The organism is Sphingorhabdus lacus (assembly GCF_009768975.1).
Lineage (GTDB): Bacteria > Pseudomonadota > Alphaproteobacteria > Sphingomonadales > Sphingomonadaceae > Sphingorhabdus_B > Sphingorhabdus_B lacus.
This window is the reverse complement of the sequence record NZ_CP035733.1, coordinates 1,799,087-1,821,882: the sequence shown is the minus strand read 5'-3', so window position 1 is coordinate 1,821,882 and position 22,796 is coordinate 1,799,087. Positions and strand designations below refer to the sequence as shown.

Sequence of the window (22,796 nt, the reverse complement as noted above, 5' to 3'; positions counted from 1 at the left end):
ATAACCCACGAAAAAGGGTTGGGATGTGGAGCGCAGGGTAGCTAGCTTGAATTACCCAAGAGGCAAGACGACGCCCCCGGTGTCCGGCAATGATCTGATCAGTAGGGATGCCCTGATTGATCAACTCCTGACGGACGTTCAGTCCAAGGAACTGATCCTTGCGGTGGCACCGGCGGGCTATGGCAAGACAGTCCTGTTGACCTCGCTTTACCAGGCACTTCGATCGGCCCAGAAAGAAGTCTGCTGGTATAACTGCGATCGAACCGACGTTGTCCCGCGCAAGCTGGCCGCATTCTTGCTCGAAGCGAGTGGTGCCGACGGCGGGTTGGCCGATGATGATAGCCTCGGCCTCGAAGCCAGCGCCGCGCTGTTCGCGGGCCTTATCGACGCGGGACTTGAGAATAGCAAAACCCATGTTGCGGTCATCCTGGAAAACTATCATCTGGCCCAGTCGCACGAAACCGACGCGCTGATAGAGGCCCTGCTATCGACCGAATCGCCCTATCTGCACCTCGTCATTTCCTCGCGCGTCAAACCGGGATTTGCGACGCGCAAACGCATGCTTGCCGGTCGCGTCGCCGAACTGCGGGTCCGGGATCTGGCCTTCACCAAGAGTGAGCTGGGGGCACTCGCCAGGTCTGTCATTCCCGATGACTATGGTGTCGATCTGGGCGGTGTGCTGGAAAGGACCGAAGGATGGCCCGTTGCCATTCGTCTGTTCTTGCTCGCCCTGAAGGAAGGGGCCGATACGAAACGCCTTCTGGAGGAAATATCGTCACGCGATGCAGACGTGGCCGAGTATCTTTCAGAGGAAGTTCTTCGTGGTCTGCCGGGCGAGGTCAGGGATTTCCTGGTCGCGACCTGTTTCCTGGAGCAGTTCAATCACGCGTTGTGCGAAGCAGTCGCTCCCAATACCGACGTCGCGTACATGATCGAACAGGTACAGCACAACAACCTGTTCATTGTCAGGCTGGAAAGCGACAGCGGATGGTTCAGATATCATCCGATATTCCGACAATATCTTCTCAATCAGTTCGAGAGCCTTTCCCGGCAAGAGCAGACCAGGATGCGCCGTGCCGCTGGGCATTGGTATGAGGCCAACGATCATTTGGCCGAAGCCATCGACATGGCCCTGCTTTCCGGTGACGCGGATCAGGCGCGTTCACTGCTCGCCAGATTGGCACCGGAACTGGTCTCGGTCCGAGGAGATCTGGCGACGTTCCTGCAGCTATTGTCTCGTTTTCCGCGGGGAATGATCGAGAATGACTCGACACTGCTCTACTGGCAAGCATGGGCCATGTTCTTCGCTAGGCGCTACCGGGAAGCTGCGGGTCTGGTTGCAAGCCTGCATCGCAACACGCAGATTGGAAATGGCGAGGAGATTGACGAGGGTCTGCGCAACCAGATCGGGCTACTCGACACACTGTCGGCAACCTTCATGGATGACATGGTGTCTGCAAGGCGTGCAGCCAGCGATTGGTTGAGCGCCAATCCGGGTGTCGATCCATTCGACCGCGCGACAGTCGCCTGCAGCCTGGTTCTGTCGTCATTGGCCTTCCTTGACCTGCCGACCGCACGCCGCGCCTTCGATCTGGCGCAACGGGCCATTGCCGACAGTGACAGCGCCTACGGGATGGCCTGGGTGTGTGGGATCGGAATGACAATGGACCTTGTCGCGGGCGAGCCACAGCAAGCTCTTGCGCGGCTGGAAGCACTGGGAACGGGCTGGTCCGATACCCCAAAAGCACCAAGCAACATTTCATCCACTCTGGCTTTGCTGGCTGCAGCAGCCCATTACCATCTTGGGCAGGTTGAAAGCGCGGAAGTATTGGTCGGCGAAAACCTGCATATGCTTGCAGAGCACGGTGTCAGCGAAACAGCCGCCTTTGGCCTGGCCGCCTGTTTAAGGGTGACCGCGTTCAAATCAGGGGCTTCGGATGCCTTGACTCTCGCACGCAAGATGGAGTCCGGGCTGACAAAGGCCTACGCACCCCGCCTCGCTTTCACATTGCGTTATGAACGCGTGCTGCTTCTGTTTAGGGCGGGGCGAAACGAAGAGGCAATCGAAGAGGCGTCTAGCATCACTGAAGTCCAACCACTTGGTGAACGACGGGAAGCGGAAGGTGATGCAGATTTGCCCAGCGTCAAGGAGCTTCGCCAGATCGTTTCAGCGCGAGTGGCCATTGCAGACCAGGCATGGAATGAGGCGCAGCGAATATTGACGGGGCTGATTAACACAGCGCGGCATGGCGGACGCAATTTGCGGTTGGTTCAGGCGCTCATTCTCAAGGCGGCGGTCCATTACAATCAGGGCGATAGCGTAAAGGCCGTGCGCACTTTTCTCGACGCTGTGGCCGTGGCGCGCGACCGTGGACTCATTCAGATTTTTGTTGATGATGCCCAGATGTGTCGCCCGCTTGTAGCAGCGGCGGTTGCAGGATTTGACCAGAGTTCGCCAAGTCCGGCCAAGGAACTCGATTTCTTGCAAGGCTTGCAGGAACATCTCGGCCTTGAAAGCCAGATCGCCAAGATTGAAGATGAATTGCATGCCCCCCTTGAACCGCTGACCGCGCGCGAGAAGTTGATGGTCGACCTTCTTCTCGCCGGTCTGCGCAATCGCGAAATTGCCGGACGGCTTTCGATGTCGGAAGCAACAGTGAAATGGCATCTCTATAACCTTTACAGCAAGCTGGGCGTCAACAACCGGACCGCCGCGATCCATCGTGCACGCAGCCTAGGCCTGACGGCAAACTAACCAAGAATAGGGATCAAGTCGGAGATTCCCAAGCGAAAGCCAAACTTTCGGTTGGGAAGTTTAAGCGTTCTAACCGCCAACAGGCACGTTCAGGACAGGATGTGCGAGGCCGCAATGGCAGCTGTGAGAGGGAGTAATACGAAACCGCCATTGGAGCGGATCTCGGTCTTTGGCGCAAATGGCCATATAGGCCGTCCTCTGGCCGACTGGATGCGCGCAAACTCCCCGTCAACTGGTTTGAAGCTTGTCATGCGCAATGAGGACCACCGCGCCGCATTGGCAACTGCATTTCCTCAGGCCGAAATCTGCATAGCAAACTACTATGATCTCGGCTCGCTCGAGTCTGCCCTGTCCGGAGTCCAGGGCGCTTTCATCGTGACGCCGGACTTTCTGGATGAACAGAGGGCGATGACGAATTTCGTCTATGCGGCGCGTACCAACCCTGGCTTGCGCCACATCGTTCGATTGATCGCGGATCCGCCTGGCATGACCGCGGAGAGGGTTCCGGATAGCCTCAAGGCCTTCGGCGGCGGAACCGCCGTGCAACATCTGAGGGCCAAGGCGATCCTTGAGCAGAGCGGCTTGCCGTTCACCTACATCAACATCGCCGCCTACTTCATGCAGAATTTCCTGACTCCGTTCTTCAATGGTCCTATCAGGGCGGAGCGGATCCTTTCTGTGCCACGCAACCGCCGCATGGGGTTCATCGACACGCATGACATCGGGGCCTGCGCCGCTGCGATTCTGCTTTCTGGCAACCAGCGCCACATCGGCCAGACCTACCATCTCGACAATGGCCATGACGTCCTGTGGTTTGATGAAGTAGCGTCGCTGATGTCGGACGTCTTTGACCAGACCATCACCTATGACGGGACCGACGAGACCTTCCTGCGCATCTGCGGGGAGGGCGTGAAGGCCTATATCGGCCGCCCGGACGCAGACCAGTACTACATCAACTACTTCCAGTTCGAGCAAGACAACGAGACGGTCTGGCGCAAGTCGGACATCGTCGAGTTCCTCACTGGAAGGCCCGCAAAAACGCTCCGGCAATGGCTGTCGGAAAACAAACATAACATTCTCGGCCAATAATGAGGGAGATCTACATGCGCCGTTTCAAAAGCCGTCTGGCATTGTGCGCAGGCGTTGCAGCAATTTCAGCTAGCCCTGCCTATGCGCAGGAAGCACAAACAGGCGATGAGGAGGCAGGGATCGGCGATATCGTCGTAACGGCTCAACGTCGCGCAGAAAAATCCCAGGAAACGCCGCTCGCTATTACGGCAATCGGGGGCGACGATTTGCAATCGAAGGGGGTGTTTGAGACGGCCGATCTCAGTGCCGTGGTCCCTAACATGCAGATCATCTCGCCCTACGGACGGGCCCAGCCCAACATCTCGCTGCGCGGGATCTCGGTCGCAAACGAATATAACGCCAACCAGGCATCGCCGATCGGTGTCTATATCGACGACGCCTATATGGCTTCGCGTACCAGCCATGGCATGCAGCTTTACGATCTGGAGCGCGTCGAAGTTCTGCGCGGTCCGCAAGGGACATTATACGGTCGTAACACCACCGGCGGTGCCGTGAATTTCATCACCATGCGACCGCAACTCGATGGGACGTCCGGGTTCCTTGAAGTCGGCTATGGCAAGTTCAACCGTGTGGAAGCATCAGGTGCGCTCGACACCACCCTGGTGCCCGACAAGGTCGGCATCCGTATTGCCGGCAATTACATCAAATCGGACGGTATGGTCGACAACCTCTTCCCGGGCGGAAAGGATCTGCAATCCGAGAACAGCCTTGGCATACGTGTCAGCCTTTTGGCCAAGCCGAGCGAGGACTTCACCGTCTTCGCCAAATTTTATCACGGCAAGGATAAACCCCGGCAGGTCGGCAACCATTTCATCGGCGCCACCCCGACAGGTGTCAGCCCACTGACCGGTTATGGCCGCGGTTCGCTCGGTTTCTACCAGGTGCAGGCCAATGATCCCGGCGTGTTCGAATTTGACGGTACCGGCGGCCTGCTCAACCTGAGCTACAATAGCGGTGACTGGTCGGTGACGAGCATCACGTCCTACGACAGCGGTGGCCGCAAGCTGAAGCACGATGCCGACAACGCGCCTATGGATATTCTGCAGATCTACTGGAACGACCAGTTCAAGCAGTTCAACCAGGAAGTGCGCGTCAATTACGACGCCGATGGCGTAAAGGCGATCCTCGGCGGCTATTATGGCCACGACCGGGTAGACGTGTACAACCAGTTCCAGTTCCTATTCTTCCTGAGGGGCATCGTGCCCTTCGCGCTGCCATTTCCTGCTCCCACCAGCGGATTTGGCGTCGACAGCCGCTATCGGCAAACCCGCGAATCCAAGGCGATTTTCGGCCAGATCGAATATGAGCTGACCGACAGGCTGACCGCCTCGCTGGGGCTGCGTTACACATGGGATAGCCTCAAATATTCGCGCGGCAATGCCAATATCATCGACTATAATCTGACGCCGGTGTTCAATACCATCCCGGCTCCCGGACCGTACAATCCAGCGGTGTTCCTGGATCGATCGGACGATTTCAAGGCGCTATCCGGCAAGTTCGGTCTGGATTACAAACTTTCCGACGATGTGCTGCTCTATGCCAGCTATTCGCGCGGTTACCGGGCGGGGGCCATCAATGGTGGCGGTTATCTCTCGCCCGCCCAGATTGATTTCGTCGCTCCCGAAAAGGTCAATGCCTACGAAGTCGGCCTCAAATCCGATCTGCTGGACCGCAGGCTTCGTTTGAACCTTGCTGGCTTCTACTATGACTATAAAAACCAGCAGTTGCAGGAAGTGATCGGAGCCGTTGCGCTGCTCCGAAGCGCGCCCAAGGCCAAGATTCTGGGCTTCGAAGCCGAGATGACGGTGTTGCTGTCAGACAGCTTCAAGATCAACTCAACATTGGGCATTCTCGACACCAAATATGAAGGTCTGACGCTGTCGGGTATCAACCTTGATGGAAACCGCTTGCCCTTCGCACCAAAGCTAACTTGGAGCGGTGGTGCCGATTGGACTATTGCCGACACGGGCGCAGGGAAAGTCGTGCTCAACGGCAATTTCAGCTACGCCAGCCAGCAATGGTTCTCACCCTTTAACGAAAAGCCATCGTTCGTCGGTGACCCCATCACCAATGTGCGGCAGCAGCAAAAGGGCTATTGGCTTGTCAATGGACAGCTTCGGCTCGACGGCGACACCTTCTACGGATCGCTGTGGGCGAAGAACATCTTCAACAAGGGTTATCATGTCTACGGCCTCGATCTGCGCGCAGCCTTTGCCTATGACTATCTGGCCCTTGGCAGCCCGCGGACCTTCGGCGCGACGGTTGGCGTGAAGTTCTGATGACGCGAACGCCATCCCGAACGGATGGCAGATGAAAGAGGCGGTCGGCTGAACTGGTGCCTGGCGCCAGCAGGCCGGCCGTTTCCGTTTTTGCTTGGGAGACAGAGCCTTGGCCAATGCGACAATCACCAGACTTTGCCCCTTTTGTGAGGCATGTTGCGGGCTGGTCGTCGAATTCAATCCAGCCAGTCGGCAGGTTGTCTCGATAAAGGGCGACAAGGACAATCCGTTCAGTCAGGGCTTCCTATGCCCGAAATCACAAGGGCTGCGATTGCTCGATGAAGACCCCGATAGGCTGCGTCAGCCGCTTGTCCGCCGGGGCCGCGACTTTGTTGAAACGGATCTTGATAGCGCGATTGATGAAGCGGCTTCGGCCATCCGGGCAATCCGCGAGAAACACGGCAATGATGCGCTTGGGCTCTACATCGGCAATCCGGTTGCCCATAACCTCGGGCTCGTAATCTATGGTGGAATCTTCGCGCTGACCCTGCCCAGCAGGAACATGGGTACGGCCGGATCAATTGATCACATCGCCAAAGTGGTCTCTTCGACCGAACTTTTTGGTTCTGAAGCCCTGATCCCGGTTCCCGATATCGACCGGACCGACTTTCTGCTCGTTATCGGCGCCAACCCGATGGTGTCCAACGGCAGCCTCGTAACAGCGCCGGGCTGGCCCCGGCGGCTCGAGGCCTTGAAAGCGCGGGGCGGCAAGCTGGTGGTCATCGACCCGCGCCGGTCGGAAACGGCTGAGGTTGCGGACCGGCACATCGCGATCCAGCCGGGAGGCGATGTGTTCCTGCTTCTTGCGCTTGTGCAAGTGCTCTACGCCGAAAACCTGATCGCGATTGGCGAACTGTCCGACATAGTCGACGGCGTCGATGAGCTGCAAAGCCTGGTCGCGCCCTTTTCACCTGAATCGGTCGCCGGGAGGACCGGTGTAGATTCGGGCGCAATCCGGAAACTGGCGCGCGACATGGCATCGGCGAAGTCAGCCGTGGCCTATGGCCGGATCGGCACGTCCGCCCAGAAATTCGGCACGCTCACTTCCTGGCTGATCGATGTGGTCAACATTCTGACCGGCAACCTCGATCGGGAAGGTGGGGCCATGTTCCCGCTCCCGGTAACCCCGGCGCTGATCTACAACCAGACCTATGTGGATGGTGTCGCGCCCAACAATCGCTGGCGAACGCGGGTCAAGGGCTTGCCCGAAGTATCGGGCTTCAGCCCTGTTGCGACCCTTCCAGACGAAATCCTGACGCCCGGTGAAGGGCAGATCCGCGCGATGCTGACGCTATGCGGCAATCCGGTTCGCTCCAGCCCCAATTCGGCTCGCTACGCGGAGGCATTGGCCAGTCTCAAATTCATGGCGAGTATCGATCTCTATCTCAACGAGACGACGCGTTTCGCCAAGGTCATACTCCCGCCTTCCGGGCATCTCGAGCAGGTCCACTATCCGCCGTTCAGTCCGCCCTATATGGTGCGTTCTTATGCCAAATGGGATTGCGCAGCATTTCCGGCGGAATCGGCCGGAGACGGCGAAATCTTGCTGCAATTGAATGCCAGAATTCTCGGGATCGAGCCGGCGGCACTTGAGGAGCAGGCGCTGCAAGGCATGATCGCGCAAACGCTTGCCGCCGATGGCGAACTGGCCACGCGGTTGAGCGTTGCGGAATGCTTCGACGCAGTCGCCGTCCACCAAGGGCCGGCTCGCTTCATCGACTTGCTGATCCGCACCGGCCCCTTTGGCGATCGCTTTGGGGCGCGGCCCGGCGGCCTGACACTTTCCAAGCTGCAGGAAATGCCGCACGGCATCGATCTGGGGCCAATGGTTCCGCGGCTTCGCAACGCGATTGTCACGCCGGAGCGCAAAATCCGGTTGGTTCCGCCCTTGATGAAACAGGGCATGGCGCCACTCCAAGGAGAATTGGAGCGCAAGGTTGCGCCTTCAACATTGCTGCTAGTGGGGCGGCGGCATTTGCGGTCGAACAACAGCTGGATGCATAATGTTTCCGCGCTTGCAAAAGGCCCGGATCGCAGCTTCCTTGAAATCCATCCGGACGATGCACGCGACCGGCAGATTGCTGATGGGGCCGCGGTCCGCATTTCCTCGCGTAAGGGTGCAATCCAGGTCACGGCGCGGATCACGGACAGCGTCAAGCCAGGTGTAATAACCCTTCCGCATGGCCACGATCATCGTGACAATGGCACCCGAATGACGGTCGCGGCGCGGATGTCCGGCGCAAATTTCAATGCACTTACCGACGAGGATGAGTGGGACAGTCTGTCAGGCATTGCGGTCTTGAACGGGATTCCCGTCGAGGTGGCCCCGCTGCGAGCGGGGGATCGCCTCTCCCCTAAGTAGAGAGGAGAGAGGGGGAGAGGCGAAACTGGTGATCGCTGAATTCTTGGAAATCAAGTGTTTTCAAAATAGTTGTCTTACTTTGCTGCTGGCGTTGGCGGAGCAGCCGTTCGGTACAACGTGTGATTGCAACGTAAATTCTTCAAAGCGCCTCAATGATCGTTACATTGGCGACACCGCCTGCTTCGCACATAGTCTGCAGTCCCCAGCGCTTGCCTCTTGCTCGAAGTGCGTTGATCAGCGTTGCCATCAACTTGGTCCCGGAGGCGCCAAGCGGGTGACCTAGAGCGATAGCGCCGCCATTGACATTAAGTTTCTCATGGTCACCGTCGATCTCTTTGAGCCAGGTTAGCGGCACCTGCGCAAAGGCTTCATTTACTTCGTACAAGTCGATTTCCCCTATCGACATGCCCGCCCGATGCAAGGCCCTGCGTGTTGCTGTGACCGGTTCTTCCAGCATGATGACGGGATCGCCTGCCGTCACGGTCAGATTGTGGATGCGGGCAATGGGTATAAGGTTGAACTGCTTGAGCGCCCGCTCGCTTACGACCAAGGCACCGCTCGCCCCGTCACAAACCTGGCTGGCATTGGCTGCGGAAACTACGCCCCCTTCGCGCAGGAGTTTGACCGATGCGATGCCTTCCAGAGTAGCATCGAACCGAACGCCTTCGTCGACCCTATGCAATTCCCCGCCGACATCTATGGGCACGATTTCGTTGTCGAATGCGCCCGTCTGGATTGCTGCTGCTGCCTTGCGGTGGCTGCCGAGGGCAAAACGGTCGAGCGCCTCGCGGTCGAAGCCGTGCTTTTGCGCGAGCAGCTCTGCCCCTTCGAACTGGCTGAACTGGGTGGTCCGCTGGTACCGCGCCTTGCCTCTTGGGCTTAACGGTCCTGTACCGATCCCTTCCTTTTCATGTAGGGTATAGTTCGAGAACATTGGCACCCGTGTCATGCTTTCGACACCAGCCGCAATCACGACATCCTGGGTCCCCGACATCACCGCCTGAGCCGCGAATTGCAGCGACTGCTGCGATGAGCCGCATTGACGATCGACCGCAACACCAGGAGTAGTTGCGGGCAACTTTGAAGCCAAAATTGCATTGCGCGCAAACGCGAAACACTGTTCGCCGGCTTGCATCACGCAGCCAAGAATAACGTCTTCGATCGCTTCTGGATCAAGCGACGCATTGCGGTCAAGCAGCGCATTAAACACCTCCGCCGCAAGATCGGCAGGATGCCATTCGGCAAGTCTCCCGTTTCGCTTACCACCCGCTGTACGGACGGCATCAACGATGTAGGCTTCTCCCATGTTAGTTCTCCAGTCTTCGGCTTGTGGGCCTATTTGGGCGCCATGCGAATGGCACCATCCAAGCGGATCGTCTCGCCATTGAGCATCGGGTTTGCGATTATGCTTTCGACCATCAGTGCATATTCGTCGGGATGGCCGAGACGTGAAGGGAACGGCACCTGCTGGCCAAGCGAATCCTGTGCATCTTGCGGCAGCGACCCAAGCAGCGGTGTCCAGAAAATCCCGGGCGCGATCGTCATGACGCGAATTCCATATCGTGCAAGCTCGCGGGCAATGGGCAAGGTCATGCCCACAATTCCACCCTTTGAGGCTGCGTAAGCGGCCTGCCCGATCTGGCCATCGAATGCAGCTACCGATGCGGTATTTACGATGACGCCGCGCTCTTCGGCACCAATGGGGTCTGCTTCGTGGATGCGCGCAGCAAACTTCGAGAGGACATTGAAGGTTCCAAGGAGGTTGATATTCACTATTTTGGCAAAATCGCCCAGCGGCACAGCATTTCCGTCGCGGCCGATGACTTTCGCCGGGGGACCGATGCCCGCACAATTCACCAGAATCCGCGCTTTGCCGTTCACTTCTTCCGCCTCGAGAATCGCATTGGCAACTGCCGCTTCGTCGATGACGTTGATTGCGGCAAAGCGGCCGCCGATCTTTTCGGCAAACGCGGTCCCAAGCTCTGCATTCAGGTCGAAAAGCGTAACTTTGGCCCCACGTGAGGCGAGCTGCTGGGCCGTGGCAGCTCCAAGACCAGAGGCGCCCCCGGTGACGATTGCTGCAACTCCTTCTATGTGCATTGATTGTCCTTTTCTATTACCCGATATGATCACAGCGCGCGCGCTATGATCATGCGTTGGATGTCCGAAGTGCCTTCGTAGATTTGGCAAACCCGCACGTCGCGGTAGAGCTTAGCAAGACCAAATTCCTCAAGGTAGCCATACCCGCCAAGCGTCTGGATCGCGCCGGATACGACGGCTTCGGCCATCTCCGATGCGAACAGCTTCGCCATGGATGCTTCTTTTAGCGCCGGTGCCCCAGAATCTCTCAGAGCAGCCGCCGAGAGTACCATAAGCCTGGCTGCCTCAAGCCGCGTTGCAAGGTCCGCCAGCCGAAAACCCACCGCTTGGTGTGCGATGATTGGAATCCCCATCGACACCCGGTCTTTGGCGTATGAAACCGCAATCTCGAGCGCGGCCTGAGCCATGCCTACAGCTTGCGCCGCGATGCCGATGCGGCCCGTTTCGAGATTGGCAAGCGCAATCCGGTATCCGTCACCCGGTGCTCCAAGCACGAGATCATCTTCGATAAAAAGATCGTCGAACCGCAAGGCGCAGGTATCCGATGCTGACTGACCCAGTTTGTGTTCAACCTTGTCGACAACATAACCAATCCGGTCTGTCGGAATAAGAAAAGCTGTCATACCCTTCCGGCCTGCTGCCGGATCGGTAACCGCGATGGCCATCACAACCTTCGCGATCTGCCCTGATGTAATAAACTGTTTGGCTCCGGTCAGTCGCCAGCCGCCGGCCACACGGTCGGCTTTTGTTCGAATTGCTGCAGCGTCTGACCCTGCATCACTCTCGGTCAGTGCAAACGCACCGATCATTCGGCCTGAAATGAGCTCAGGCAGAAACCTCTGCTTCTGATCGGCAGTACCATCTTTGAGCAGGCCGGAAATGAGAATTGAATTCTGGATCGAAACAATAGTCGAAAGCGCACCATCAGCTGCCGCCAGTTCGATCAGCGATAGCGCATAAGAGACATAGTCTGCATCGACACCGCCGTAGGGCGCTGGCGCAATCAATCCGAACAAGCCCAATGAACCCAGCTCTTCGAAGAGATCGTCGGGATATTTGCCTTCGCGCTCGTAGCCTGCCGAATTCGGACGAATCCGGTCCTGGGCAAAGGCGCGAACGCCTTCACGAATTGCAACCTGTGTTTCACTAAGAATCATTAAAACACGCATCCTGTCTGCTTCTGACCGCTCTACAAAACGGCGAACAATAGGATTGGGGCGCTAGATGTGTTGGCAATTGCACGGCCAAGACGAAAGTATGGGAGCGGAAGGCAGTCGAAGTGGAAAAGGAATATGACGACAATACAGGGAGAGTTGAAAATGCAAGGCACGGCCGCAGTTCTGCGTGAACCGAACCAGCCCTATTCCATCGAGCCAATCCGCTTCGATCCACCACGCGCAGGCGAAATACTCGTCCGAATTCATGCTGTGGGCATCTGTCATACCGACATGGTTTTTGCCTCTGGGGCAATGGGCTCGCCTTTCCCACTCATCCTTGGCCATGAAGGCGCCGGCGTGGTCGAGAAAGTCGGTGATGGTGTCACTAAAGTTCGGCCAGGCCAGAAGGTCTTGCTGACTTTCAATTCGTGCGGGCAGTGCAGCCAGTGCCATAGCGGAGACCCCGCCTATTGCCATGACTTCGTTGGACTCAATTTTGCCTGCGTCAGGCCTGATGGAAGCTCGTGCGCGCATGATGATTCAGGGCCGGTCGCCGCAAGATTCTTCGGCCAGTCGTCATTCGCTTCGCACGCGATCGCGCAGGAGCGGAACGTCATCGCATTACCCGATGATGCAGACCTCAATATCCTCGCTCCGCTTGGGTGCGGGGTTCAAACCGGCGTAGGCGCCGTGTTGCGCTCCTTGAATGCGCAAGCAGGCTCCAGCCTGGTCATACTGGGCGGCGGTGCGGTTGGCCTCAGCGCGGTTCTCGGCGGCAAGATCGCCGACTGCGCATCGATCATCATGATTGAGCCGCAGCAAGCCCGTAGGCAACTCGCCCTGGAGTTGGGTGCAGACCATGCCATCGATCCGGCAACGGGAGATGCCGCTGACCAAGTCAGGGCAATTTTGCCGCATGGCGCCAATAATATCGTCGATACCAGCGGCAATGTGGGAGCGATTTTCGCATCCTTGAATATGCTTGCACCGCACGGTGCGCTTGGCTTGGTCGGCGTTCCCGGCAGCTTAGATGCCGTCCTGCCGCTGCCCATCGTACCCGCTATCACCTACGGCTACACGATCAAGGGTATTATCGAGGGGGATAGCGATCCCGAAAACTTCTTGCCCCAACTCATCGCTTTGCATGCCGCCGGCAAACTTCCCATAGAGAAATTCTCGACCATCTATCCGTTCGACCAGATCAACGAAGCGATCGCTGACAGCCACTCGGGAAAGTGTGTCAAGGCGATCCTCGAATTGTCCGCGTGAAGGAACCCAGACCATGACTCACAACACTCTCAGCATGACAATCAACGGCCAGGCGGCGGACTCGCAAAACCGTCTTGAGGTCGTCAATCCCGCCACAGGGGCGGTCATCGCTTCGGTTCCGGATGCAGGCGCACCAGAGCTTGAAACCGCCATTTCCGCGGCCCGCGCTGCCTTTCCAGGCTGGCGCGATACGCCATGGGCGGAACGGGCCGCGATTGTGAACCGGATTGGCGAAACCATTGCAGCCAATGCAGCCGAGCTTGCCACGATGTTGACGCGCGAGCAGGGTAAGCCGGCAGAGCAAGCGCAGTTTGAAGTGATGGCTGCCGCGCAATGGTGTCAGGCAACCGCCACTCTGACTCTGCCGGACCGCGAGATCGAGGCAGGGCCCGGACGCCGGCAGGTCACCCGCTATGTGCCCATCGGAGTAGTAGCCGGCATTTCGCCATGGAATTTCCCCGTCGTGCTGTCGATCTGGAAGATCGCGCCCGCCCTGCTGGCCGGCAATACCCTGGTCCTGAAGCCTTCGCCATTCACGCCGATGACCGTGCTTCGGATCGGCGAGCTGATCCGCGATTTCGTTCCGGCCGGCGTGATCAATGTCATCACAGGGGGCGATGCGCTCGGGCCAATGATGACGGCGCACCCGGGTTTCGACAAGGTCAGTTTCACCGGCTCGACCGCCACCGGACGCAGGGTGATGGAAAGCGCGGCACCGACGCTCAAGCGGCTCACACTCGAGCTGGGCGGCAACGATGCCGCCATCGTCATGCCGGACGTCAACGTGACCGAAACCGCCGAAAAGCTGTTCTGGTCCGCCTTCACCAACAGCGGTCAGGTTTGCGTTGCGACCAAGCGGGCCTATGTCCATAATGACATCTACGATGCGATTCGCGATGAAATGGCAAAACTCGCCAAAGCCGTGCCCATGGGCGACGGCAGCCAGCAAGGCGTCGCGCTCGGCCCCATCCAGAACAAGCCGCAATATGAGCGGGTGAAGGCGTTGCTCGCCGATTGCGAGGCAAATGGCTACGGGCTCTTGCAAGGAGAGGCGCCGCAGGACGGCGGCTTCTTTGTACCGGTGACCTTGGTTGACAATCCGCCTGAAGAAAGTCGCATCGTCCGTGAAGAGCAGTTCGGCCCGATCCTGCCGCTCGTTCGTTTTACCGACGTCGAGGATGCCATTTCCAAGGCGAACAACACCGACATGGGGCTTGCCGGAACGGTCTGGTCCGCCGACACCGAAACCGCCCTGCGGATCGCCGAACGAATGGATACGGGCAGTGTCTGGATCAACGAGGGACTCGCCCTGTCACCTTTCGCGGCCTTCGGCGGGCGCAAACAGTCGGGGGTCGGCGTCGAAAATGGTGTTGAAGGTTTATTGGCTTATACCGAACCGAAGACCTTTGTAGTGGCGGGATAGTTTCGCCGACACCGTCTTCTGGGTACAACGGCTCGATTGGCAAAAGGAACTACCAATGAGCCAATTCCGCTGCTCGGAAACGGTGGTGTGACGGATTTCCCATCCATGCCCTGTTGTGAACCGCGCGGCGGAACCAGTAATTGAGGCCGTACTCCCATGTGTAACCGATGCCGCCATGGGCAGCGATCGCTGCGCGTGTGACGCGGGTGTAGACTTCGCACAGATGCGCCTTGGCCATCGCGGCCGAGCGTGACGCATCCGCCAGCTTGGCGTCCCACGCATAAGCAGCATACCAGACCAGCGCCCGTGCGGGTTCGACATCAAGTGCCATGTGAGCAAGTTGGTGTTTGAGACCCTGGAACTTTCCGATCGGCTGGCCAAATTGCTCGCGCGTTTTGGCATAGTCGACAGAGACGTCTGTGCAGTGCTGCGCGCCCCCGAGCGCATCGGCGGCTATAAGGATCAGCGCAGCGTCAAGGATCCGTTGCACCATTGGATCGCCTGCGGAGAAAAGTGCATGGCTCTTGGCTTCGGTCGAAAAATCCACCCGACTGACTGGACGGCTGCGGTCGGTCGAAGCCTGAGCCTCGATTTTTACTCCCAGTCCAGCTTCGATCAAACGGAGCCCACCGGTTTCATCGTCGGCTAGGAAGAGGTGTGCAGCCCGGGCACATGGCACTAGATCGGTCTCGATCGCCAGAGTGGCGACTTTGGTACCTGAAGCTATCTCCGGGAGCAAAGCAAGTGTTTCTGGATTGGTCGAGGCGGCAACGGCTATGGCTGTGACGATCTGACCGATCAGTGGACCCGGTGCTGCTGCTTCGCCCGCCACTTCACAGACCAAGGCAGCGTCAAGCAGGCCTAGATCGCTGCCGCCAACCGCTTCAGGCAAGGCCAGGCCGCCAATGCCCAGCTCCATTAGCACTTGCCAACTGGTCGTATCGAAATCCAGATCGCTGTCGGCTAGGCGATGGAGGTGCTCTAGCCCCCAACAGTCTGCCAGCGTTCCGCGCACAGCATCCTGGATCGCGACCTGCTCGGACGTGAGATGAAAGCGCATGATCTCTCCTCCGCTTTAGGCTGCCGTATCGCGAGGCAACCCAAGCCCGCGTTCGGCGATGATGTTGCGCTGAATATTGCTGGCTCCTCCCGCAATGGAATTGCCGAGGCTGCCCATGATCTGGTCGAGCCATTTGTTCGGGCCGCGCGGTTCGCGTGTGCCGCGTCCTTTTGCGCTTGCTGGTTCGACCATGCCTTGCTCGCCGATGAGCTCCTGGGCCAGCAGTGCGATGTCATGCCCGATCTCGGTCAGCAGAAGCTTCATCATTAGCTGGATCGGGCCGGGATCTTCGCCAGCAGCCGCGCATGAAAACAGGCGGTAGCTGGAATAGCGATGCGAAAGCACGCGGCCTTCGATTTCTGCCAGTCGATCTCGGATAACCGGGTCGCCGATGCGGCCCATCTCTTTCGCCAAGTCAACCAGCTTGCGGAACTGGTTGCCTAGGCCATCGGCGCTGCCGATACTGGCGCGTTCGTGCTTGAGCGTGGTGCGCGAGACCTGCCAGCCCTGGCCGCGTTCGCCAACCTGCCAAGCCACCGGGGTTTCGACATTGTCGAAGAAGAATTCGCAGAAGGTATGGGCGCCCTGTTCGCCGGTCATCTGCCGGATCGGTCGGCGGGTGATGCCCGGCTGGTTGAGGTCTAGCAGTAGATAGGTGATACCTTCATGCTTGGGCGCTTCAGGTTCGGTCCGCACCAGCATGAACATGTGGGTGCATTGCATGCCCATGCTGGTCCAGATTTTCTGCCCGTTGATGATCCATTTGGTGCCATCAGCCGACAGTTCGGCCTTGGTCCTTACAGAGGCGAGATCGCTACCCGAGCCCGGCTCGGAATAGCCCTGACCCCAAATGAGTTCGCCTTCGATTGTCCTGCGGATGAACATTTCGCGCAACTCTTCAGAACCGCGCTCAAGCAGGGTTGGAACCAGCATATTGACCCCATTACCACCAGCTTCCATCGGTGCACGGACACGGACGAATTCTTCGCGGATAACCTGGGCGCGGATAACATCGACCGGCTGCTCCGATCCGCCAAAGCGCCTGGGCACGGAACGATAGAGGTAACCGCGTTCGATCGCCGCAAGCCGAAAATGCTTGACGAATTCGGTAAGATCCGGGCCGCGGCGTTCGCCCGGCTGCCAGGAATCTTTAAGGAATGCACTTACCTCGCCGCGAAAGCTTTCTGCTGCGGCTCCGTAATTCAGGTCCATCGCATTTGCCTTTCAAGTGCAAGGGCTCTGCCTTGGTGGTTTTTTTGCTGCATTGCGGTCAGATCCAGGTTCGGGACGCCATAATCAATCGAACCGATGGCAGGGCTAGCCAAAAGGCCAGCGCGCTAAGCGGTAGAATTACCAATGAACAGAGCATGAGTGATTGTCCAACTGCCTGGCTGCCACCCAGTGCTTCAGTGACACTGGCCACAAGCAACGGAGCACCTCCAAGCGAAAGGACGCCATTGATCGCGATGAGGACCGATGCTGCCTTGCCGCGCATCTCGGCAGGCATAACGATCTGCAGGATGGTTACCGGCAAGCTGAGATAGCCGGAGACAATTAGGAAATAGAGACCAGTCAGTGCCAGCGAGACGGTCGGGTTCGGGACAAGGAAGATCCCGAGCGCAACCGGAGCGGCCGCGAGAGTGGTGGCAGCGACATAACGCAAATGCGCATCACTCTTGCCCTTGGCAAACCAACGATCAGCGAGCTTGCCGTGCAAGGGCAGGCCGATGATTGTCCCAACAGAAATCGCCAACCCCAAAGATGGCCCGATCTCAGCGGTGGAGAGACCGTGCACACGCTCGTAGAAAGCGGGCATCCAGGCCTGCAGACCAACTGCAACGGTCGTGACCAACAGCAGGCCAAGATGATGCGGTACGACAAATCGCCAGTTTGCCTTCACCATCTGCACGTAATCGCCATAGCCCGCTTTGCGCACCTTCTTGCGCTGGCTGACGCGCGGATCACGTATCGCAAAAGCCAAAAAAGCGAGAAGCAACCCGGGCGTACCGACGATCAGAAAAATCGCCTGCCAGCCCCTTAACGTCGCGAGCCCTAGCACGTCATAGCTAGCGCCCGGCGTTATGAACAGCGTTAGCGCGCCGCCGATCGCAAAGGAAATGCCCGCGCCGACCTTGATGCTTGTCGAGAAGATCGACATCGGGAATCCGAGCCGTTCAGGCGGGAAGAATTCGGGCAGAAGTGACTGCGAGCCGGGGCCCATAACCGCTTCACCGGCGCCGATCGTGGCCCGTGCCGCAAAGAACGACCAGAAGTTCTGCGCCATCCCGCAGGCCATCGTGCCAATGCTCCAGACTGTCACGCCCGCCCAGATCACCAATGGACGACTGTACCGGTCAAGGGCCCAGCCAATCGGCAAGGCACCTAGACAGAAGAACAGGCCGAAGGCGATCCCCATGAGCGCGCCCATCTGGATCTCGCTGAGGCCCAGATCCGCCTGTATCGGAATGACCAGCAGTGAGAGCAGGTTGCGGTCGAGCACGGAAAGTGTGGTCAGAATCGTCAGGATTACGACCGTGAACCAGCCCTGCCTCTCTGGCGGATAGGCCAACCCCGGAACACCAGTCGGAGGTCGATCCTCAGTAGGTGAAGGCTGCGCCACGCCTTACTTCGGTGCCATTCGGATCGCGCCGTCGAGGCGGATGCACTGGCCGTTGAAGTAGGTGTTGCGGTTGAGTTCGGCGACCAGACTGCCGAATTCCTCGGGCTTGCCAAGGCGCTTTGGGAAGGGAACAGCCGCGCCCAAGGCATCGATGACGTTCTGCGGCATGTTGCTGACCAATGGCGTTGCGAAAATACCCGGCATGATCGAGTTACAGCGGATGCCCAGATCCATGAGATCGCGGGCGATCGGCAGAACCAGTCCGTTCACACCGGCCTTGGCCGAGCCGTAGATGACCTGACCGATCTGCGCATCCTGGGCGGCAACCGAAGCGGTCAGGGTGATGCAGCCGCGCTCGCCGTCTTCAAGCGGCTCGAGTTCGCTCATGCCCAGCGCCGAGAGCGAGGCCATGCGGTAGGATGCGACGAGGATGCCCTGGACCCCGAATTCATAGTCTTCGGTGGATGTCCGTTTGAACTTGCCGTTCTCCTTGTCGAAAGACAATGTCTTACCGCGCCGTGATGCCATGGCGCAATGGACCAGGATGCGTTCCTGACCATGTGCCGCGCGTGCCTTGGCGAACCCTTCGACCGCACTTTCCTCGCTCATGATGTTGACGTTGCAGAAGACACCACCGATCGCCTTGGCAACCGCCTCTCCGCGTTCCTCATTGATGTCGAAGATGGCGACCTTCACCCCTTGGGCAGCAAGCGCTTCGGCAGCTGCTTGACCGAGCCCCGAGGCGCCACCTGTGACTACGGCGGAAATCGAATTGTTCAGCTTCATGTTTCTATTCTGCCTTCCTTGAATATGTCCGATTTGCGATTGGCTGGTCGGCGCCTTAAACGATTGTCGTCTGGCCCTTGCCCCAATAGCTGTCGCGAAGGAGCCGCTTATACAGCTTGCCGTTGGGGTGGCGGGGAAGCTCCTGCATGAAATCCAGCCGACGCGGGGTCTTAATATGCGACAGGTTGGCTCTGGCATAAGCCAGCAACTCATCGCGCAGCGCTTGGTCAGCCTCGCTCCAATCCTGTGGTTGGATCACCGCTACCACTTCCTCGCCCATGTCTTCGTTGGGCGCACCGACGACTGCCGCATCGGCAACCTTGGGGTGCAAGATCAAGAGATTTTCTATCTCCTGCGGGTAAATGTTGACTCCGCCCGAGATGATCATGAAGCTCCTCCGGTCGGTGAGATAGAGGTAGCCTTCCTCATCAACCCAGCCCACATCACCCAATGTGGTCCAACCATATTTGTTGCTGTTCTCCGCCACTTTCTCGGGTGCGTTGTGATAGCTCAGCGGTGGACCATCCGAGAAATGGACGACACCTTCGCTGCGCGGGGGCAGGGGCTCTCCATCTTCGTCGCAGATCTGGATCTTCCCCACGATCGCACGGCCGACCGACCCTTTGTGCGCCAGCCATTCCTCAGAAGTGAGATGGCAGAATCCAATGCCCTCCGATCCGGAATAATATTCGTGAATGATCGGCCCGAACCAGTCGATCATCTGTTCCTTGATCGGGATGGGGCAGGGCGCAGCGGCGTGGATCACCGACACAAGGCTTGAGACATCGTATTTCTCTGCTGCGCCAACAGGAAGCTTGAGCATTCGAACGAAATGGGTCGGGACAAATTGGGCGACATCAATCTTATAACGTTCGATGAGCTGAAGGACATGCTCTGGATCGAACTTCTCCATCACAATCACCGTCCCGCCTAAGCGGTGAATTCCTAGCGCCCAACCTAGCGGCGCGGCATGGTAGAGCGGCGCTGGAGAAAGATAAGTGCACCCTTCGCCAATACCGAAAGGTCCCTGAATAAGATGATCGAGGAAAGTCTTGTCGAGGATTGAGCCGCCCGTCAGCGGGCGCTTGATTCCCTTGGGTTTACCAGTGGTGCCAGAGGAGTAGAGAATCGACCCGCCAGCTGTTTCGCCGTCCACACTGGTTGTTGGAAAAGCATCCCGCGCCTCTTCCCAGCTGGTGTAAGGAGCGGCGGTCGTACCGGTCATGAACAGCTTGACGTCACCGGGCAAGGCACTGGGCAGCTGGTTGGCAGCCTCACCGATGCTGGGCGAAACCACAAGGGCACGCGCTCCGCAATCCCGGACGATATAGTCAATCTCCCCCGCCGAGAGCTTGGACGAGATGCAGGCATAATAAAGACCTGAACGCTGCGCGCCCCAGACAACCTCGAAAAATCGAGGATTGTTGTCCATGCAAATAGCAACCACATCGCCCGTTTTCAGACCCAGAGAAAGTAGTAAATGGGCTGCCTGGTTCGACCGATCGTCCAGCTGGCGATAGGTGATCACCTCGCCAGACGTCGCCATAATATATGCGGCTCTATCAGGGTGTGACTTGGCGTGAACAGTCGGATGCATCGAATCTCCGAGGGCGTAATAGTCTCTACGGTGGAGCTGCCCCAGGTGCCAATCCAAGAAAGTGGGCGCCTGTTGTCTGACAGCATCCAATGATCGCTGACGCAATCCCTTTAGGCTTCGCACAGGGAAATACCTCGAAACAAGGCATTCCTGGATTGAGACCCTCGATCAAGTCGTCTTACTCACAAAACTAACGGGTAAGTTTTTCTTGTCAAGTCTGGTGTCATATGGGATTGCGGGAATGGAATATATGGTCGTTAGTGGAGCCGACGAAATGCAATCTGTTACTTCAACGCGAGATGGAGAGGTGCTGATCCTCACGATTGATAATCCTCCGGTAAACGCCTTGAGTTGGCATGTCCGCAATGGGATCGGCGAAGAAATCGGTAAGGCGGTGGCAGACGATAGCGTCAAGGCGATTGTCCTCATCTGCGCGGGCCGCACGTTTATTGCCGGTGCAGACATCTCGGAAATGGGCAATCCGAATATTCCCAGCGGCCTCACATTTCTGGAAGTGTTCGATACCTTCGAGCATGCTAACAAGCCTATTATTGCAGCCATTCACGGGTCGGCGCTGGGTGGTGGATTTGAACTGGCGCTGGTGTGTCACTACCGGATCGCGGTTCCTTCCGCACAACTCGGCCTACCAGAAGTCAAGCTGGGCCTCATTCCTGGCGCTGGAGGAACGCAGCGCCTGCCACGCGTCGTCGGGATCGAGCAGGCGGCAATCATGGTGTCGCTTGGCGAACCGATTTCCGCGGTCGAGGGGCATGAGCGTGGGCTGGTCGACCGGCTGGCCGAAGAGACGAGCCTCAGGGCAGATGCTATCACCTTTGCCCGCGAGTGTATTGCCATGGGGCCGCGATCGACTCGCAATTTACCCGTTACCGGCAATCTCGCCGCGATCGAGAAACTCAAGGCAGAAAACGCTCGCAAGTGGCGAGGCTTTGAAGCGCCTTATGTTGCTCTCAAGTGTGTTGAATTTGCAGCTGGGGTGGAAGACCCCGAGGATGGTTTGCGGTTCGAGCGCGAGGCGTTTGTGCGTCTTCGCGAGGGAACACAGACCAAGGCCCAACGGCACATGTTCTTTGCCGAGCGGCAGGCGGCCAAGGTCGAAGGCCTGCCCAAGGATACGCCGCTGCGTGACATCCGCCGCGTCGGGGTGGTTGGTGCAGGCACCATGGGTGGCGGCATCGCGATGAATTTCCTGCAGAAGGGAATCCCGGTCGCCTTGGTTGAGCAAGCACAGGACAATCTCGACCGTGGTGTCGGACTGATCCGCAAAAACTATGAAGCTTTAGCCGCCAAGGGCAGTTTCAGTGCTGAGCAGGTCGAACAGAATTTGGACCTCTTGAGCCCGTCGCTTGCTCTCGAAGATCTTTCCGACTGCGATCTGGTGATCGAAGCCGTCTATGAGGTGATGGACGTCAAGCAGGAGGTGTTCGCCAAGCTCGACCGGATCTGCAAGCCGGGCGCGATCCTTGCGACCAACACCAGTTATCTTGACGTGAACGAAATCGCTTCGGCGACATCGCGGCCGCAGGACGTGCTGGGAATGCATTTCTTCTCGCCCGCCAACGTCATGAAGCTGCTCGAAGTGGTGCGCGGTGACAAGACTTCGGACGATGCACTCGCGACCGTGATGGCCTTGGCCAAGCGGATCGGCAAGATCGCGGTGGTGGCTGGTGTGTGCCATGGCTTCATCGGCAACCGCATGCTTGCCCAGCGCCAGCATGCGGCGCTGCAACTGCTGCTTGAAGGTGCATCGCCCGAGCAGATCGACCGGGCCCATTTCGCCTTCGGCATGCCGATGGGACCTTTCCAGATGAGCGATCTGGCGGGGCTCGATGTGGGCTGGCACCGCGATCCTTCGCGGGTCGAAACGATCCGCGATGCGCTTTGCGCAGCGGGTCGGCTTGGTCAGAAGAACGGGAAGGGATTCTACGACTACGACGAACGGCGCAATGGCACGCCCTCGCCTGAGACCCTCGCAATCATCGAAGATTTTCGTTCACGATCAAACCTTCCCAAACGCGAAATTACCGACGAGGAGATTATCGAGCGTACGCTATATCCTATGGTCAACGAAGGGCACCTTATGCTCGAAGAGGGCAAGGCCCAGCGCGCGTCGGACATCGATGTGGTTTGGGTTCATGGCTATGGATGGCCCGCCTATCGCGGCGGTCCGATGCACTGGGGCGAACAGGAGGGCGCGAGCAAAATCGCTGCGGCATTGGAGAAGCAGGGCATCCCCGTCGCTGCAAGTCTCAAGGAAAATATAGGATAGGGCGCCTTCGCG

Annotated in this window: 15 protein-coding genes; 7 read left to right on the top strand and 8 right to left on the bottom strand. The window is 58.3% G+C overall.

Features of this window, described 5'->3' with window-relative positions; genetic code table 11:
• The first annotated feature begins 46 nt into the window (after positions 1-46).
• The 4 genes from EUU25_RS08610 to EUU25_RS08595 all read left to right on the top strand — a co-directional run bounded on the left by EUU25_RS08610 (position 47) and on the right by EUU25_RS08595 (position 8,485).
• Positions 47-2,755: a winged helix-turn-helix domain-containing protein gene (locus tag EUU25_RS08610; RefSeq protein WP_158900116.1), complete on the top strand. Its 2,709-nt coding sequence runs from the start codon at positions 47-49 to the stop codon at positions 2,753-2,755.
• Between the two features lie 150 nt (positions 2,756-2,905).
• Complete coding sequence (locus tag EUU25_RS08605) at positions 2,906-3,844, top strand: NmrA family NAD(P)-binding protein (protein WP_158900114.1); 939 nt, start codon at positions 2,906-2,908, stop codon at positions 3,842-3,844.
• 14 nt (positions 3,845-3,858) lie between these two features.
• Positions 3,859-6,123 carry a TonB-dependent receptor gene (locus tag EUU25_RS08600; RefSeq protein WP_158900112.1) on the top strand — a complete coding sequence of 755 codons (2,265 nt, stop codon included), beginning with the start codon at positions 3,859-3,861 and terminating at the stop codon, positions 6,121-6,123.
• 109 nt (positions 6,124-6,232) lie between these two features.
• Entirely contained in the window at positions 6,233-8,485 is a 2,253-nt protein-coding gene (locus tag EUU25_RS08595) for a molybdopterin-dependent oxidoreductase (protein WP_158900110.1), read from the top strand.
• A gap of 139 nt (positions 8,486-8,624) precedes the next feature.
• Here EUU25_RS08595 and EUU25_RS08590 read toward each other — a convergent pair whose 3' ends face one another.
• The 3 genes from EUU25_RS08590 to EUU25_RS08580 are packed head-to-tail and all read right to left on the bottom strand — an operon-like array spanning position 8,625 to position 11,742.
• Entirely contained in the window at positions 8,625-9,791 is a 1,167-nt protein-coding gene (locus EUU25_RS08590; protein ID WP_158900108.1) for an acetyl-CoA C-acetyltransferase, read from the bottom strand.
• A 29-nt stretch (positions 9,792-9,820) separates the two neighbouring features.
• The gene (locus tag EUU25_RS08585; RefSeq protein ID WP_158900106.1) at positions 9,821-10,585 is read right to left on the bottom strand and encodes an SDR family NAD(P)-dependent oxidoreductase; all 765 of its coding nucleotides are present in this window, start codon (positions 10,583-10,585) and stop codon (positions 9,821-9,823) included.
• Between the two features lie 29 nt (positions 10,586-10,614).
• Positions 10,615-11,742: an acyl-CoA dehydrogenase family protein gene (locus tag EUU25_RS08580; RefSeq protein WP_158900104.1), complete on the bottom strand. Its 1,128-nt coding sequence runs from the start codon at positions 11,740-11,742 to the stop codon at positions 10,615-10,617.
• 135 nt (positions 11,743-11,877) lie between these two features.
• Here EUU25_RS08580 and EUU25_RS08575 point away from each other — a divergent pair, with 135 nt between their 5' ends.
• Together EUU25_RS08575 and EUU25_RS08570 are read left to right on the top strand one after the other, a co-directional pair.
• Entirely contained in the window at positions 11,878-13,011 is a 1,134-nt protein-coding gene (locus tag EUU25_RS08575; protein ID WP_246162616.1) for an NAD(P)-dependent alcohol dehydrogenase, read from the top strand.
• A gap of 13 nt (positions 13,012-13,024) precedes the next feature.
• Positions 13,025-14,434: an aldehyde dehydrogenase family protein gene (locus tag EUU25_RS08570; RefSeq protein ID WP_158900102.1), complete on the top strand. Its 1,410-nt coding sequence runs from the start codon at positions 13,025-13,027 to the stop codon at positions 14,432-14,434.
• Positions 14,435-14,483: 49 nt separating this feature from the next.
• On the opposite strand, the gene EUU25_RS08565 is transcribed toward EUU25_RS08570, so the two are convergent.
• The 5 genes from EUU25_RS08565 to EUU25_RS08545 are packed head-to-tail and all read right to left on the bottom strand — an operon-like array spanning position 14,484 to position 20,497.
• The gene (locus tag EUU25_RS08565; RefSeq protein ID WP_158900100.1) at positions 14,484-15,494 is read right to left on the bottom strand and encodes an acyl-CoA dehydrogenase family protein; all 1,011 of its coding nucleotides are present in this window, start codon (positions 15,492-15,494) and stop codon (positions 14,484-14,486) included.
• A gap of 15 nt (positions 15,495-15,509) precedes the next feature.
• Entirely contained in the window at positions 15,510-16,706 is a 1,197-nt protein-coding gene (locus EUU25_RS08560) for an acyl-CoA dehydrogenase family protein (protein ID WP_158900098.1), read from the bottom strand.
• Between the two features lie 58 nt (positions 16,707-16,764).
• Positions 16,765-18,114, bottom strand: a complete 1,350-nt coding sequence (locus EUU25_RS08555; RefSeq protein ID WP_158900096.1) for an MFS transporter — start codon at positions 18,112-18,114, stop codon at positions 16,765-16,767.
• Between the two features lie 3 nt (positions 18,115-18,117).
• Positions 18,118-18,900, bottom strand: coding sequence for an SDR family oxidoreductase (locus EUU25_RS08550; protein ID WP_158900094.1), 783 nt, complete (start codon positions 18,898-18,900; stop codon positions 18,118-18,120).
• 55 nt (positions 18,901-18,955) lie between these two features.
• The gene (locus EUU25_RS08545; protein ID WP_158900092.1) at positions 18,956-20,497 is read right to left on the bottom strand and encodes an acyl-CoA synthetase; all 1,542 of its coding nucleotides are present in this window, start codon (positions 20,495-20,497) and stop codon (positions 18,956-18,958) included.
• Between the two features lie 241 nt (positions 20,498-20,738).
• On the opposite strand from EUU25_RS08545, the gene EUU25_RS08540 reads away from it, so the two are divergent.
• Entirely contained in the window at positions 20,739-22,784 is a 2,046-nt protein-coding gene (locus EUU25_RS08540) for a 3-hydroxyacyl-CoA dehydrogenase NAD-binding domain-containing protein (protein ID WP_425505175.1), read from the top strand.
• The last annotated feature ends 12 nt before the right edge of the window (positions 22,785-22,796 follow it).